We start from the raw sequence: 17,089 nt of genomic DNA, 5'->3' as shown, positions 1-17,089 counted from the left end.
TCAGCTATAAGTATGTAGCAACAGCAAAATCTGTTCTTGATGCAAAACTAGATATGTTATATGGTACAATCTTATCCCAAATAAATGGATCTACTGATATCCGCTACAGTTTGCTCGTTTCTTGCGCCATGTGTTATGATATTTGCAAAAAAGTGTCAATAAGGGATTTTACACCTTATTGGCACTTTTCTATGTTTCATATGATCAAATTATTGACTAGACTGGATCGGTTCATCAGCGATCAATTCGATATCTTGTAATTCTGTTCCATGAATATGATCAATATTGAAAATTTTTACACGTTTATTTACGGGAATAATTTCTGTATGGAAATAGATTGGAACAGTTGTTGCCTGCTCACTCATATACTCTTGCCATTTTGCAAATGCGTTGCTGCGGTAAGATCGATCCATTGCAGCGACAGAATCTATATCTTTTAACAGCTTTGTTAGATTACTAGAAGCAAAGCGACTAAAATTGAAAGCTGCATTTTTGGAATATAGTCCTACTGGTGATGGATTCGAACCTATCTTCCAAGCCGCTATGAACATATCCATATTCTTATCATCAGCCTGTACTTTATTGTAGAAATTATTAAATTCGATCGGGTGACCTGTTGTATACTCAACTTTCAATCCTACAGCTTTCCAATTTTGAATATAGAATTCATCTATCTTTTCCTCATCATCAGAACCAGCCATTGTTGCAAATCGGATTTTGAAAGCTTTCCCTTTTGGATCTTCACGATAGCCATCATGGTTTATATCTTTATAGCCAGCCTCATCGAGCAATTGTTTTGCTTTTTCTGGATCATATTGATATCCATTTAAAGAGCCATCATAAAACGTTTTAAATGAAGGTGGTAATAATGCATTCGCACGAGTGCGAAGATGATCATAATATGTTTTTGTGACTTGTTCAACATTCATCGCATAAACAATCGCTTTTCGTAAATTTATATTCCCCATTTTAGCTTTCGGATTTGTCCTATTGATCCCTTTTTTGGTATCATATTTTCCTAATTTAAAGCCTAGATAAGTATAAGCCAATTCATCGCGTCCCAAGATATCAACATTATCGAAATTCTTGATGGCTTGATAATCATTTGGTTTGTAGCCAGATATCATATCATATTTGCCATTTTTAATAGCAACAGCTGCTGAAGCAGATGGAACAGCTTCTATCACAACTTTATCTAGCTTAGGTCTTCCCTTATAATAATTTTTATTTGCCACCAATTGAACAGATTTTCCTTTGACCACTTTATCAATTACGAATGCACCAAGCGTGACTGGCTTTTGACGTACTGTATTAGATTTTCCTAAATTTTTTATCTTTATATTTTTTAGCTGATGCTTTGGCGCTGCATAACCCCAAAGTCCATTTCCAATAGAATAAATAGACGGTGATATCTTTTTGAACGAGATTTCCATTGTGTAGGCATCTATTTTTTTAATGCCTGTAATTTTTTTGGCTTTTTCTTTATGATATTCAACGACACCAACGATATTCTGAAAATCCGTATCATAACGAATACCTGTGTAATCTTTATCTGCGATTATATAATATGGATAAATCACATCGTCAATGGTGAATGGGTGACCATCAGACCACTTGACATCTTTTCTAATTGTAATGGTTGCTTTTTTTGCCGGCACATCCACGTCTAATTTGGCTAAACCCTCATTTCCAATGAGAAAATCCTCTTTTAATTCAAAAATTGAATTAGAAGCATATTGTAAGATTTCGGCATCATAACGATCCTCATAAAGTTCAGAGCTGAAAACTCCTTGAAATGGGGAATCGGTGACTAGCCCTACTTTTAAAGTTCCTCCTTGAATCGCTTGTCCATCATTTTTTGTTTCAATCGACCATAAACCTGTTTCTTTTTTACTTACCTTCTTTTCCACCTTCGTATTTAAATCTGTTCCATCACAAGCCACTAATGCAAAGAACCCTACGCACATAAGCAACCCTAAAAAGCAGACTTTTTTCCTCATTCCTTCTCTCCTTTTATGAAATTAATTTTTATACCTATGAAGCAATTTCATAATGCTAGATTATATATCCATAGATTTTTAAATCGGTTCATGCTTGTAAGAAATATATAAACTTGACCAATATATTCTATGCTTACTATTCGTATAAATATTAATATCAATAGAAAAGAAAAAAGAGATGAATCCAAAAAATCATCTCTGCCTTGATTTTTTGTTTCATCTCTTTAATGCATCGCTTTTTTATCCCGCTTTAACGGGCAGTAAGCCTCCCACTGATGGAAGTTTCAATTTATCGCAGCTCTGCGCCTGACTCCGTTAATGCTGCTACTACCTTATCATGAGCAGCTACTACTTCGTCATCAGTAAGCGTACGTTCTGGTGTAAAGTAAGTCAGTGTAAATGCTACTGATTTCTTTCCTTTTTCCATTTTTTCGCCTTCGTAAAGGTCGAATACATGAACATCTTTTAATAATTTACCGCCTGCTTTATGGATAATTGCTTCTATATCAGCTGCTTTTGTAGTACGATCAACGATTAGCGCAATATCACGTGAAACAGATGGGAAACGTGGAACAGGAACATATACTAGTGGATCGATAGGAGCTGCAAGAACAGCTTCTAGATTTAATTCCATCACATATGTTTCTTTGATACCATTTGCTTTTTGTTGTGCTGGATGTAATTGGCCTAGGAAACCGATACGTGTACCATCTAAGATTATGTTTGCTGTACGTCCTGGATGTAAACCATCGACTACAGCCGTTTCATACTTAACACGATCTGTTAAATCAAGTTTAGCAAATAAAGCTTCTAAAATTCCTTTTAATACAAAGAAATCGACTTTCTTCTGTTCACCTTGCCAAGCATTATTCAACCAATCCCCAGTCATAACAGCTGCAAGATGTTCTTCTTCTTTTGGAAGACCTTCTTCTGTTTTACCTAAAAATACGGAACCTATTTCATAAAGAGCTACGGAATCTTGCTGACGAGAAACATTATAAGTGACACTTTCAATAAGATGCGGAAGAATACTTTGACGCAAAGTGCTGCGTTCCTCACTCATTGGCATTAAAAGACGTGTTGTTGGTGCAGTTTCTAATGCGTATTTTTGTGAAAGTTCATCAGATGTAAGTGAGTAAGTCAATGCTTGATACAAGCCCGATCCTTGCAATTGATGACGGACAATACGGCGTTTTGCTTGATATGAATTTAAACCACCTGCTTTTGCCTCACTGACAGGTACTGTGGCTGGAATTTCATCATAACCATACAAACGAGCAATTTCTTCCACAATATCTTCTTCAATCTTGATATCTTGGCGGCGAGTTGGCGCATCGATATAAAGTCGACCGTTAGCTGTTTCTACATCAAATTTCAAGCGATTCAAAATAGAAACCATTTCATTAAGAGAAATTTTCATACCAAGACGTGCATTCACAAAATCTGGTGAAACGATGACTTTTGAAGGTGTTTTATCTAATTCATCGAAAACAACAGACCCAGATAATACTTCCCCACCTGCCAGTTCAGTTAATAATTGTGCAGCGCGCTCTGCTGCAGGGATTATACGGTTTGGATCAATTCCTTTCTCATAGCGAGCACTTGCTTCACTACGCAAACCAAGGTCTTTCGCTGTATAACGAACAGATAGACCATCAAAGTATGCTGATTCAATCACAACAGTGGTTGTTTTTTCAGTTACTTCTGAATCCAATCCACCCATGACACCAGCTACAGCAACTGGTTCTTTTCCATTAGTAATCACAAGATTCTTTGCATTTAATACGCGATCCTGACCATCTAATGTTGTCATTGGCTCGCCTTCTTTTGCCAATCGAACGACGATTTCACCGGTACCAAGCGCATCATAATCAAATGCATGAAGTGGTTGTCCATATTCCATCAAAATATAGTTTGTAATATCCACAACATTATTTAATGGGCGAACGCCAGCAGCCATCAATCGTTGTTGCAACCATAATGGAGATTCAGCGATTTTCACATTTTTCACAACTTTTGCTGTGTACATTGGGTTTATCGTTGGTGCCTCTACACGAACTTTCAAAACATCTTCTGCTTTTTCAGTAGCTGCCTTATGACTCGTTTCTGGAAGCTTGACATCTTCAGAAAGAATTGCTGCTACTTCATAGGCAACACCTAACATACTCATGGCATCTGAACGGTTCGGTGTCAATCCCAATTCAAGAACAACATCGTCTAAACCTAATGCCTCAATAGCATCCATACCGATTGGTGTATCATCAGGTAATACATAAATACCATCTGCATATTTTTTCGGTACAACTTTTCCTTCAATTCCTAATTCTTGTAGGGAACAGATCATACCGTTGGATACTTCACCACGAAGTTTCCCTTTTTTGATTTTTTTACCGCTAACGTAACCGTTTGGACGAACAGCCACGATTTTTTGACCTTCTGCAACATTTGGAGCGCCACAAACAATCTGTGAAAGCTCTTCTTCACCAAAGTCAACTTGACAAATATTTAAATGATCTGAATCAGGGTGTTTTTTTATTTCTTTAATTTGACCGACCATTAACTTTTTTAAACCTTGTGATAGGTGATGAACCCCTTCTACCTCAATTCCTGAACGGGTGATTTTTTCTGCTAAAACTTCAGGTTCTAAACCTTGTAAATCAACATATTGTGATAACCATTTTAAAGAAACTAACATGTCTACCCCTCCTTACTCTTCTATGCGATGAAATTGTGATAGGAATCGTACATCATTTGTATAGAAATGACGAATATCATCCACCCCATATTTCAACATGGCGATACGTTCTGGTCCCATACCAAATGCGAAGCCAGATACTTTTTTAGGATCATAGCCAGCCATTGAAAGGACATTGGGATGAACCATGCCGGCACCAAGAATTTCAATCCAACCTGTATGTTTACATACGTTACAGCCTTCACCACCACATTTAAAACAAGAAATATCCATTTCAACAGAAGGTTCTGTGAATGGGAAGAAGCTTGGACGGAGACGGATTTCACGGTCTTCACCGAACATTTTCTTTGCGAAGATATCCAATGTACCCTTTAAATCACTCATACGAATATTTTCGCCGACCACTAATCCTTCAATTTGCGTAAATTGGTGAGAGTGCGTCGCATCATCATTATCACGACGGAATACTTTTCCTGGGCAGATAATTTTAAATGATGCACCTTGTTTTTTCTCCATCGTCCGTGCTTGAACAGGGGATGTGTGTGTACGCATCAAAATTTCTTCTGAGATATAAAAAGTGTCTTGCATATCACGTGCAGGGTGACCCTTCGGCAAATTCAATGCTTCAAAGTTGTAGTAATCTTTTTCAACTTCAGGACCTTCTGCCACTTCATAGCCCATGGAAATAAATAAGTCTTCGATTTCTTCGATAACTCGAGTCAATGGATGGGCATTGCCTACATTCACTGAACGACCTGGTAGTGTTACATCGATCGCTTCTTTTTCTAATTGTTCTTGGATTGCTTTCTCTTCGAGTTCTGCTTTACGGACATCATGGATCTGTTGAACTTCTGCACGTACTTCATTGACTAACGCACCCATTTTAGGGCGTTCTTCTGCTGGAAGTTTCCCCATCCCTTTTAATAAATCCGTAATCGGACCTTTTTTACCTAAATATGCAACGCGGACTTCATTCAATTGTTTTACATTTTCTGCCGCTGTGACTTTTGCTACAACTTCTTTTTTTAGTTGAGTTAGTTGCTCGATCATTGCCATTTATAAATTCCTCCTTCCAAAATAAAAAAACCTCATCCCAAAAAGGGACGAGGTTATATTCGCGTTACCACCCTAGTTATTGCCAATCAAAAATGCAATCACTTCATTCGCTTAACGGCGTTTCACCGGCCTACCTTTACAGTAATAACACTGGTCCCGGTGGCTGCTAACGGGGTGAACTTCCATCTATCAACACCTTATACACGCTTTCAGTCTATGACGTGCACTCCCTAAAAGGGTCAAATGAATGTACTCTTCCCGCTCATTGCATTTCATTATTGTTCATTTCAATATTTATCATACTCAACCATTATACGCAATTCAGCACTTTACTTCAAGTTTAGAATCATGTTGCAAAATAATAAAGCACAATCCCTGTTGCAACTGCTACATTTAAAGATTCTGCTCTACCCATTATAGGAATTGTGACATTCAAATCTGTCTTTTCTAAAAAATCAGGATGAATACCACTACCTTCATTGCCCATAATAAGTGCAAATTCCTCTTTTCTTTCTACTTGATTGTAGAGCACTGCATTTTCTAAGGCTGTTCCGTAAACAGGTATTTTCTTTTCTTTTAATGAATCGATCCATTCACTTAACTCGCCTCGCACAACAGGTATGTGGAAAATGGAACCTTGTGTTGAACGTACTGTCTTAGGATTAAAGGGATCAGCGCTTCCTTTTCCTAAAATAACTGCGTCGATCCCTGCAGCATCCGCAGTCCGGATCATCGTACCTATATTTCCAGGATCTTGAACAGCGTCAACTAGCAATAGTTTTGTCCATTTCTTTTGTTCTTTCTCTGAGATCGCAGGTTGTTTTACTTGAGCAAAAATCCCTTGTGAGTTTTCTGTTTCTGCAAACTCTTTCGCTACTTGAACAGTGACTTCCACCACAAAAATATGATCGATATTCCAACTTACTGGAATAGCTACATCTTCCCTTACAATCAAATGGAGAATTTCACTTTTGCTGTTGATCGCTTCTTCTACTAAATGAAAACCTTCTACGAGAAATTCTCCTGAGCGATCACGTTCTTTTCGTGTTGTCGCTAATTTTTTCCAATGCTTTACAAGGGCATTTTGTGAAGATTCAATTCTTTTCATCTATTCTTTACCGCCTTTATGAAATCGCCAAGACAATTTTACCGAACTGGTGATTTTCTTTTAAATAATCAAGTGCTTTTTGTGCTTCCTCTATTGGAAAGACACGATCTATAATGGGATGCGTATTGAATTTTTCTAAATGTTCAATACATGCTCTAAATTCTTCACGACTTCCCATCGTTGTCCCCAATAACGTATATTGTGCGTAAAAGAATTGTCGCAAATTGAGCTCGACAGTATCTTCAGTCGTTGCGCCAAACACTACTATTTTACCACCTTTTTTTAAAACCGCTAGAGAACGATTGAAAGTCGCACGTCCAACACTGTCAATCACTAAATCGATCGTTTCTTCTTCCAGTTCCTTTGACCAATCGCTATTTGTATCGATTGCAAGATCTGCACCAATTTTTAATGCAGCTTGGCGCTTTTCTTCTGAACGCGAAGTAACGATGACTCTAGCCCCAATATTTTTGGCTATTTGAATTAAAAATGTTGCTACTCCGCTGCCAGCTCCAGGAATAAATACGGTTTGTCCTGCTTGTATTTGTCCTTTCGTAAACAATGCTCGATAGCCTGTTAATGGTGAAATACCAATGACTGAAGCTTCTTCAAGAGATAAATAAGCGGGTTTTGGCTCTAGTTGTTCAGCAGAAATAGCAATCTTCTCGGCAAAAGTCCCATTATCAGGTAAACTTAATATCTCAAAATCCTCGGGTGGAAAATCAGAAGTTTCATACCAACGTAATGATGGATTGATAATAACCTCGTCGCCCACTTTCCAATTCGTTACACCATTCCCTACTTCCTCTACGACTCCTACTGCATCGGACCCAAGAATCAATGCCTCGCGATCATTCCCTAATCGACCTGCTGTATATAAATCACGTCGGTTCAAACCGGCAGCCTTAATAGCTACTAACACTTCACCTGATTTTGGAGCTGGTGCTGGCATATCTTTTACAAGTAATTGTCCCTTTTCAAATACAACTGCTTTCATCAAATCTTTCCCCCTTATATGTAAAACTTTTCTACAATAAGTGTACCAAATGTATGTATAACAATCGAGTTATAGGCAAAAATATCTTTAGGAGGGATGCCAAGTGAATTTTCAAATTCGTGATGCTATTAAACAGAATGTCTCTGGGAATAGTCCGGAACAATTAAAGGATATCGTGGAAGATGCCATTAAACGTGGTGAAGAACATCTACTTCCAGGATTAGGCGTATTCTTTGAAACATGGTGGCAACAAGCAGAAAAAAACGAACAGGAACATTTTTTAAGTGAGTTATCAAAAGCTTTAGCTTAACATTAGTAAGTAGTACAAGCCAAAACCATGGTTTGTGCTACTTTTTTTATAGTAGAGAGGAAGGAAGGTTGACTAGTCTCTAGAAACACTTTAAAGACTAGGTAAAAGTTGTCACAATCAACGAAGAATCCGGACAATAAAGTAAAGCTTCCATCAGTGGGAGTTTCTCCATCTCCTACTGAACTTTTAAGGATAAAGTTTTTCGCTAAATCTAGCACAACGTAGGACTTAAGTTTTCTCCTTCGTGGATACAATTGGTTTTTCCGTGGATTGGGAGGCTCGTTCCGTGGATAGGATAGTCTACTCCGTGGATGGATGCCTATTTCCCATGGATAAAACTACATTTCCCGTGGATAGCCATTTTCCAAGGATGGAATGCCTTTTTAGGCCTATATCCAATACATTTTCTAAGTTTCTCCTTATCCAGCCATCTGTCTTTATCTAAAAGAATCGGGTTCTTAAAAAATAGCAAACCGCTATCGATATTTAATTTTCTCCTCATTTGATTTATAATTATTAGAAAATACAGATTTTTTGAGAAGAGGAGAACGAGCATATGACTATAACTGACACCATTGTTTCTGCATTAAAAGATATTTTAAGTGATGAGCAAGTAACAGTAAATGAAACCATACGAGAATTACATAGTAAAGATGAATCCTATCATGAAGGGCGATTGCCGGATGTTGTTGTTTTTCCTTCCTCTACAAAAGAAGTCAGTGATATCTTAAAAATTGCCAATGATTTTGGAATTGCCGTTATTCCATTTGGAAGAGGATCTAGTCTTGAAGGTCATGTGATCCCGATCAGACAAAGTATCACGATTGATTTTTCATGGATGAATAAGATTTTAGAAATTCGCCCCGGAGATTTGCTTGTGCGTGTTCAACCTGGTGTCACAAGAACGGAATTGAATAAAGAACTTAAAAAATATGGTCTTTTCTTCTCCGTAGACCCCGGAGCAGATGCTTCACTTGGTGGTATGGCTGCTACAAACGCTAGTGGTACAACGGCTGTTCGCTATGGTGTTATGCGTGACCAAGTGCGTGATTTAGAGGTCGTGCTTGCAGATGGACGAGTCATCCATACAGGAAATTTAGCCGCGAAATCTTCTTCTGGCTATCATCTCAACGGCTTGTTCGTTGGCTCTGAAGGTACACTCGGCTGCTTTACAGAGTTGACCTTACAAGTTTATGGTATTCCCGAATTTGAAACAGCGGCTATTGCTGTATTCCCTGATGTTCAATCTGCCGTTGAAGCTGTGACAGGAATTCTACAAGCGGGTGTTCCAATTGCACGTGTTGAGTTAGTAGATGAACAATCTATCGAACAAGTCAATCAATATAGTGAAACAAATTTTCCAGTGAAACCAACCTTATTTTTAGAATTTCATGGTAATGAAGCAGGGCTTGCACAAGACGTAGAATTTACAAAAGAAATTATGAATGATAGTGGCTGTTTATCAATTCAATTTGAAACAGACACCGCTGCTCGTCATAAACTATGGGAGGCTCGCCACAATTTAGCTTATGCCTATATCCATGGCTTCAAAGGGAAAAAACTGATGACAACGGATGTTTGCGTTTCTATTACAGACTTAGCAGATGCCGTATTATTTGCCCGTGCTGAACTAGAAAAAGTGAATATTCCTGGTGGTATTTTAGGTCATGTCGGTGATGGCAACTTCCACGTATTATTGATGATTGATATGAGTAACAAAGAAGAATTAGCAAGAGCCGAAGCATACAATGAAAAATTAGTACGCTTTGCCATCGAACGCAATGGTACATGCACAGGTGAACATGGCGTTGGCTTCGGAAAGCAAAAATATCAAGTCCTAGAGCACGGAGAAGCATTGAATGTTATGAAAACGATCAAAAAAGCGATAGATCCAAAAGATATTTTAAATCCCGGAAAATTAGTGGATATTCAAGAATCGTTATGACATATGAAAAAGCCTTCCTACAAGCAGTGATTGTAGGAAGGTTTTCTATTTTAAGAATCAATGCTTTTAAGATGATCATATATGTGTTTTGACTCTATAAGTATCATTCTTCTATCTTCAATCGGTTAAGTTTACCATCTTTAAATTCAAACACTTTCCCGTTAATGGAGAAAGGCTTATCCAAATCTAGTCCGATACCTTCTGCAAATTGTGGGAAATAGGTAGCATCCTTTTCGTTAAAACTGTTGACCGATAAGGTGCCGTTCCCGACCAATTCTAATGCTAAAAAAACGCCAATGATCTGATTTGCCTCTTTGTGCTCTTCTTCCGTATAGGATTGAAATACTTTCGAAGAATATAGTTGTTCTGATGTTACAGGCATTCCTGCACTACCAGGCTTCACATATAATTTAGGCGAAAAGTTAGAGTTCACACCTCCACTCGTCAAAGGCGTTGCATTTAACGGTTTACCATTGACTGTTCCAAGAGAATAATAAACGCCTTTTTCAATATGAATGGTATTCGTTTTTGAATCCACTAATTCACTCGGAGAGTTCTCATTTAAAATAGCCATTGTCGATTGAATAAATTCTGCATGTTTTCTCCTCGAAAGTTCAATTTCAGCTTTCTTCGAATCATCTTCCAATACTTTATTGATGTCGAATGTGGTTTCATTTTTTCGAAGTGAGGAGGTTGTTACTATATTTGTAATAGGATTATTAAGATGAACTTTCATGGAATACACCACTCCCTACTCGATTGTTTCTTCAATTTTTACCTGATTTTTTTCAGTTGAGTTTACTAAATTGACTTTACCACTCGCTGAAGTTTCTGAATCTTCCCAGCTAAGTGTTAAATTAGGCGTTATATATCCTCCCGAACTATTAACTTTGGTTACATAAAATTGCGTGGACCAATTTTGTTTTAATGGTTCACCTTCAAAATTAGTATTAAAGATGCCAGAATCCATCCAATAACCATATCCATCCTCATTAAATAAAGCGACGTACGTATCAGCGTAATTCATACCACAACTTAAACAAATACTCCAATTTACCTTAGCAGCTGTAACAACGGCTGTATCTGGAATTGTATCCACATCGGTTAAATCCCAATATCCAGCTTCGGACCAATTATATGTTCCATATACTTTAACAATGGAAGGTGAACTAGAACCAGCACTGTAAATAGAAGCAGCCTTCGTGTTTTGTGGAATAGCAAAAAATAAAATCAGCACCAAAAACGAAATGAGCATTGTGAATTTTTTCAAGCTAATCAATCCTTTCTTTGTTTATTTTTGTATAATTATAACATAAATAAAATAATATGTTATGACAGAATTAGATTTTTTAAATAATGCTTTCTTTTTCAGAGTCATAAAAAGATCATATTTATGCTTTTTTCATTCTACATTAACAATTAATCCTATCTACTATATTTTGCACTCGTAGATCATGGATATAATATACTTTTTTAGTTTATCGTACAAAACAACTAATTGTTTATAAATGAATCAATTTCATAATGCAAAATTCAGATAAAAAACACGAACGTTTTAAATCAACATGAACATTAATATTCATAAATTTTTGTTCCACTCCAGACGGCGCTTTCCACGGGCTTGGCTTCAATCTCCTCGGGTCGACACGATGTTGACCCCGAAGCCGTTGCCACAGGACGTGGCGAACTTAGGCTTTGTCCCTTCAATCGTTCCTGCGGGGCTTTCAGCTCAAGCTTTTCCCGTAGGACTTTGCATAAGCCTCCCTGAACTCACACCGCACGAAGGAAATGCGCAGGCATTTTCGAGGAGTCGCCGTCTTCCGCTCCACAACTATCAAAATTAGTTATTATTAAATGTTCGTATTTTTAAGAAGAAAATGATTTATGAAATTGATTCAAATATAGCTTAAAAAATATTTTTCATCGAAAATCGGTTTGATTATATAGTGTAAATAGGCTGTAGCAAAGCTGGTGTAGCTCATAGAGGGTTAGTATCCAGATGAGAGCGGGGCAATTTAGGGAACGGAGCCTTAAAATATATAAATCTTTCACCAGTTTTTTTAGATTAAAAAATGGGATATTCACTTCATATAATGTTGACCATTATTTACAACATTTACTTTTTCAATCTTAACGTATTATTATATTGAATCGCTAAAAAAAGCCGTATTTTCAATAAGATTTATTGAAAATACGACAAATAATTTGACTTGCACATTTATAAAGATTTCAATCTTTGATTAAAGCTTAAATTAAATGATAAAGTGAAGCTTCCATCAGTGTGGGGTTTTCTTCATCCCCACTGATGGTTAGCTAAACCATCGGGCGCATGCGGCAGTTCATCCCCACCTATCTTTCTCGTTTCTCTCTAAACCTTGAGGTGGGGGTCTTAGTGCCCGTTAACGCGGGATAAATAAGACTCCAATAAATTTTATAATACTTCTACTTGTTAAAATTGGCCTATTCGCCCAAAATAGAAGCAAGGACAGCTTTTTGCGCATGTAAACGGTTTTCAGCTTGTTGGAAGATAAAGGAGTTTGGTCCATCAATAACGGATGTCGCTACTTCTTCTTCACGGTGAGCAGGTAAACAGTGAAGGAACATATAATCAGATTTCGCATGTGCGACAAGTGCATCATTAATTTGATAGCCTTTAAAATCTTGTAATCGTTTGGCAGCTTCTTCTTCTTGCCCCATTGACGTCCATACATCTGTATAAATGACATCTGCATCTTTTGCAGCTTCAACAGGATCATATGTGTGTGCAACCGTGCTTCCATTTTGCAATGCGATTTCTGCCGCTTTTTTCATAAATTCTTCTTTTGGCTCATAGTTTTTTGGTGTTGCTACGACAACATCGATTCCGACATGAGCACAAGCGACCACTAGCGAATGCGCTACGTTATTGCCATCCCCGATATACGCTAATTTTAATCCTTTTAGTTCACTTTTTTCTTCAGCGATTGTTTCTAAGTCTGCTAAAGCTTGGCATGGATGAGTTAAATCAGTTAAACCATTGATGACAGGAATAGAAGCATGTTCAGCAAGCTCTTTGACCATTTCATGAGAGTTAGCACGAATCATAATGCCATCTAGGTAGCCTGATAGTACGTGACCTGTATCATGAATCGATTCACCACGGCCTATTTGTAAGTCGCGTGTATTCATATACATTCCTTTACCGCCTAGTTGATTCATCCCAACTTCAAACGAAATACGTGTACGAGTTGAATTTTTCTCGAAGATCATCCCTAAAGTCTTACCTTCTAATAATGGAGGGCAGCTACCTTCTTTTGTAATCACTTTTAACTTCATAGCAAGATCAAGTAAACCTTGTACTTCCTCGCTTGTATAATCTGCAAGTGCAAGTAAATCTTTATCTTTTAAAGAAGTCACTAACTTAAGTTGAACAAGTTCTAATAATTTCATCAAAATCGCTCCTTACATTTTCTTGTGATAAAATTCATTATACATATGAATAAATATTAAATCAAATGTATTTTTATAATTTTTTCAAAAAAATTAAAATCCTTTACGATATCACGTAAAGGATTTTAATCAAACGTTATGTTGAAATAGCATATACGTTTAATTTTATAAATTTTGATAACTCTTACTAATGGTTAGCTTATTTGTTTTCTGTAGTAGAAGCAATTTCTGAAATAATAATTTGGCTTCCAAGTAAAGGTGATTCCTTCGCAGCATCACTTGGTGATTGTTTGTGAGCATTTTTGAAAGCATCACTTTCACGCCAAGCTTTAAAGTTTTCTAAATTATCCCAATACATATTAACATCCATTTCATCGTATTCTTCATTAGATGTACAAACTAAAACTTCAGTTTTAATAAATCCTTTGAAATCTCCAATTTGTTTATCACCTGTAAAACCCGGAGCCATACGACTAGCGAATCCTTTTTTCGTTTTGATACGATTTGTAATAACAAACATGATAATCTCTCCTTTAATTAAAGATTATGAAAAAACATGTACCTTTAGCAAAAATTATTTTTGTAAAGTTAAAATACCGTCTTCCATTTTATATACTTTATCGCAGTACGTTAACATACGTTCATCATGTGTTACCATAATAGCTGCTTTGTTGCGTTTCTTGACTTCGTCCGCAATCAATTTTACGACTTCATGTGCACGTTTAGAATCTAAACTAGCTGTTGGTTCATCGGCTAGAATAACATTAGAATCATTCATCAATGAGCGAGCAATTGCGACACGTTGGCGTTCCCCACCGGAAAGTTCATTTGGATACTTTTTCAATTTCCCACCTAATCCAAGTTCAGTGAGTAATTTTTTAGCTTTTTCTTGATCCTCTTTTGTTACTTTACCTGTCATTTTCTTCACTAAAATCAATTGATCTGTTACGTTTAGATAAGGAATTAAATTTGAGCTTTGTAAGATAAAACCAATTTCTTGCAAACGAAATTTTGACAACGCTTTTGAAGATAATTTCGTAATCTCTTTATCATTGATACTAACGGTTCCTGAAGTTGGCTTTAATAACGCGCCAACAACAGATAAAAGTGTACTTTTTCCAGATCCTGAAGGTCCTACAATTGCCACAAATTCTCCTGGTTTTACTTCCATAGAAGCATTATTTAATGCTGTAATAGAAGAATTTCCTTCTTTATAGTTTTTTGTAACATTCTTAATCTGTAATCCATTCATTTATTCCACTCTCCCTAATGCAGTTAATGGATCAATCTTCGCGATTTGACGAACAGAAATAAGTGAACTTAACAAGCTAATAACAAGTAATGCAATACCATATAAAACAACAAGTTTAGCGTCCAAATTAAATGGCATATTCTCTGGGAAAACAAGCGCTGTTAAGTAAGTTAAAGCAACTCCTATTAAAATACCAACTACTGATAAAACAAATACTTGTGATACGATGGCTTTTGTGATGAAACCATTGCTTGCTCCAATAGCTTTCATTACACCAAATTGTTGTGTTTTTTGAATGGTAATAACATAGAAAAATACTGCTATAACAAATGCGGAAATAACGATTAAGAATGCAAGCATCATTAAAATTGTTCCGTTTTCTTCCATATAACCAGGCATTCCGTTAATAGCGGCACTCTTTGTTACAGTTTCAATACCGTTAATAGATTTATCTAATTGTGCTGGGTCTAAATCTGGTGCTTGCAAAACAATTGCATTTACCACGTCTTTTATTCCATTGTTAGATCCCGGTGCAGCGAATGCATAATCTCTCCATTGATCTACGTTTGAGAATAGTACAGGTAAATGGTTATACGTTTCTCCTTCTACGAAACCAACAATTTTTAGTTTAATCGTAGAACTATCCACTTGAACTTCGTCACCAATTTTATATCCTTTATCTTTCAAAGTATCATTGGCAAGTACACCATTTTTGATGTCTGGGTCTAGTTGTTTACCTTCAACTACTTTAGGTTCGATGAATTCACCTGGTTTAATACCTAATACAGCGATATCTGTTTTTTCCTCATCTTTTTTACCATGAGAAATCGCAGCCATAGCTGCACCAAATGGTGTTGCATCTTTGACGTCTTTATTTTTCTTAATATCATCGACTAATGAATTAGAGATTAGCGATTTACTAAATGTTGCTTTCGCTCCATCTTCATATACTACATAATCTGCATCTAAATTCTTTACTGCTGCAGCACTGAGTGTAGATAAACCATTACCAAGTCCAGATAAAATAAAGACTAGCCATGCGATTAATACAATGATGATACTCATCAATGTATAGCGTAGTTTTGCGTGTTTTAATTCTTTTAATGCTAAAAACATGGAATTATTCCTCCTTATAAGTTACACATATGTCACTTTTGATTTATAAAAATCAAATATACTTCAGAATCATTATACACATAAGTTACACTTGTGTCACTTATTTTTTCCACAAACGCCATGTAAAATTAGTTGTTTAATATATTGAAGTTGTTCTTCTGTAGACAAATTATGTTGTCTGGGAATATCAATTGTTTGAAAAATAAATCCCAATACTAGTGAGTCTGGGAAAGTAGCATCGATCTTCTTTTCTTTCTTGCCATTTGTTACAATTCTTAATAATGGTTCATACAGATCCTTATGCATCGATGATAATTTTTCTTTTTTTTGAATCACTTCCTCCGATACATTTTGAATAAGTGAAGCCATTCCCAGAATTTGATGTAATTCATTAAAATGAGCCATACGATTTAACAAATCCTCAAGCTGTTGTTCAAATGTACCTTCTTGTCTAACTTGTTTTAAATCACCTACACTTTTTTCCATCTCATACAACATGAAATCTATTAATAACTCATCTTTGTTTACATATTGTTTATAAATCGCTGCTCGAGAAACCTCTAAAGTCTCCGCTAAATGGCTGATTGTAAAGCCATCGTAGCCAACTTGAAGAATTTGCTTCTTTGTAGCTATAAAAAGATCGATTGTTGAAAACTTACGGTCTCTACCCAATCCGCCACCTCATTTCTTCTATTTGTTTAATCGTATCACTTAAGCATAACAAGCGACAAGAATTATTATTTAAAAAGACTGCAGATAAACTGAGAGCACTGAAAAAGTTATTTCTGATTTTTATTACGAGTATGAGAACGAATTAATTGTTCTCATACTAACTTTTTTCATTTAAAGCCGTGGATTTCCTTTCCAGGCAGACGCTTTCCGCGGGCATGGCCTCAGCCTTCTCCCTCGCTACGCTCAGTCCGGGTGCTTCGGCTCGTGCTGTTCCCGCTGGAGTCGCTGCCTTCCACTCCAATCCACTATTTTTTCTTTTCCAAAATTCTTTTGTCTTAAAAGGCAAGTCCTTTCCTGTAAAATTACATGAAGTAAATATATAGGTATCAATTCAATCAGCAAAACATAAGGACCAAGAAATATTTCAAAATACCCAGGAAAGGAAAAGTAAAATCCACTATAAGATTGACGCAAAGAATAGCGAATTAAAACACAGAAATGGGTATGAT

The 17,089-nt window shown here is 36.5% G+C and carries 14 protein-coding genes and 1 other annotated feature; of the genes, 2 read left to right on the top strand and 12 right to left on the bottom strand.

All coding sequences use genetic code 11. From position 1 onward, the window contains the following. Positions 1–209: 209 nt before the first annotated feature. The 5 genes from FEU33_RS03660 to FEU33_RS03640 form a co-directional block, all read right to left on the bottom strand. Positions 210–2,000: an oligopeptide ABC transporter substrate-binding protein gene (locus tag FEU33_RS03660; RefSeq protein ID WP_146548065.1), complete on the bottom strand. Its 1,791-nt coding sequence runs from the start codon at positions 1,998–2,000 to the stop codon at positions 210–212. A gap of 289 nt (positions 2,001–2,289) precedes the next feature. Then, complete coding sequence (gene pheT, locus FEU33_RS03655; protein WP_146548064.1) at positions 2,290–4,695, bottom strand: phenylalanine--tRNA ligase subunit beta; 2,406 nt, start codon at positions 4,693–4,695, stop codon at positions 2,290–2,292. A 12-nt stretch (positions 4,696–4,707) separates the two neighbouring features. Beyond that, positions 4,708–5,745 carry a phenylalanine--tRNA ligase subunit alpha gene (pheS, locus tag FEU33_RS03650; RefSeq protein WP_146549893.1) on the bottom strand — a complete coding sequence of 346 codons (1,038 nt, stop codon included), beginning with the start codon at positions 5,743–5,745 and terminating at the stop codon, positions 4,708–4,710. A 46-nt stretch (positions 5,746–5,791) separates the two neighbouring features. Continuing rightward, positions 5,792–6,026 (bottom strand) — a binding site (T-box leader). 71 nt (positions 6,027–6,097) lie between these two features. Then, positions 6,098–6,859 (bottom strand): TrmH family RNA methyltransferase, encoded by a 762-nt coding sequence (locus FEU33_RS03645; protein ID WP_146548063.1) that lies wholly within the window; start codon positions 6,857–6,859, stop codon positions 6,098–6,100. Between the two features lie 16 nt (positions 6,860–6,875). Further along, on the bottom strand, positions 6,876–7,856 hold the full coding sequence (locus FEU33_RS03640; RefSeq protein ID WP_146548062.1) for a zinc-binding dehydrogenase: 981 nt from the start codon (positions 7,854–7,856) through the stop codon (positions 6,876–6,878). A gap of 103 nt (positions 7,857–7,959) precedes the next feature. On the opposite strand from FEU33_RS03640, the gene sspI reads away from it, so the two are divergent. Further along, positions 7,960–8,166: a small acid-soluble spore protein SspI gene (sspI, locus tag FEU33_RS03635; RefSeq protein ID WP_146548061.1), complete on the top strand. Its 207-nt coding sequence runs from the start codon at positions 7,960–7,962 to the stop codon at positions 8,164–8,166. Between the two features lie 556 nt (positions 8,167–8,722). Next, positions 8,723–10,111 carry an FAD-binding oxidoreductase gene (locus FEU33_RS03630; protein WP_146548060.1) on the top strand — a complete coding sequence of 463 codons (1,389 nt, stop codon included), beginning with the start codon at positions 8,723–8,725 and terminating at the stop codon, positions 10,109–10,111. A 103-nt stretch (positions 10,112–10,214) separates the two neighbouring features. Here FEU33_RS03630 and FEU33_RS03625 read toward each other — a convergent pair whose 3' ends face one another. The 7 genes from FEU33_RS03625 to FEU33_RS03595 all read right to left on the bottom strand — a co-directional run bounded on the left by FEU33_RS03625 (position 10,215) and on the right by FEU33_RS03595 (position 16,580). Next, a complete protein-coding gene (locus tag FEU33_RS03625; protein WP_146548059.1) occupies positions 10,215–10,847 on the bottom strand; it encodes a hypothetical protein in 633 nt (210 codons plus the stop codon). A gap of 15 nt (positions 10,848–10,862) precedes the next feature. After that, a complete protein-coding gene (locus FEU33_RS03620; RefSeq protein ID WP_146548058.1) occupies positions 10,863–11,381 on the bottom strand; it encodes a hypothetical protein in 519 nt (172 codons plus the stop codon). A gap of 1,190 nt (positions 11,382–12,571) precedes the next feature. Continuing rightward, entirely contained in the window at positions 12,572–13,540 is a 969-nt protein-coding gene (gene argF / locus FEU33_RS03615) for an ornithine carbamoyltransferase (protein ID WP_146548057.1), read from the bottom strand. 199 nt (positions 13,541–13,739) lie between these two features. Further along, a complete protein-coding gene (locus FEU33_RS03610) occupies positions 13,740–14,060 on the bottom strand; it encodes a heme oxygenase (protein WP_146548056.1) in 321 nt (106 codons plus the stop codon). A gap of 54 nt (positions 14,061–14,114) precedes the next feature. Beyond that, positions 14,115–14,792: an ABC transporter ATP-binding protein gene (locus tag FEU33_RS03605; RefSeq protein WP_146548055.1), complete on the bottom strand. Its 678-nt coding sequence runs from the start codon at positions 14,790–14,792 to the stop codon at positions 14,115–14,117. Continuing rightward, entirely contained in the window at positions 14,793–15,908 is a 1,116-nt protein-coding gene (locus FEU33_RS03600) for an ABC transporter permease (RefSeq protein WP_146548054.1), read from the bottom strand. Positions 15,909–16,004: 96 nt separating this feature from the next. Continuing rightward, positions 16,005–16,580 (bottom strand): TetR/AcrR family transcriptional regulator, encoded by a 576-nt coding sequence (locus FEU33_RS03595; protein ID WP_146548053.1) that lies wholly within the window; start codon positions 16,578–16,580, stop codon positions 16,005–16,007. Positions 16,581–17,089 lie beyond the last annotated feature (509 nt).

It is taken from the genome of Rummeliibacillus suwonensis (genome assembly GCF_007896435.1).
GTDB classification, from domain to species: Bacteria; Bacillota; Bacilli; order Bacillales_A; family Planococcaceae; genus Rummeliibacillus; species Rummeliibacillus suwonensis.
Note: the sequence above shows the minus strand (reverse complement) of the source record. Positions and strands in the feature narration are given on the sequence as shown.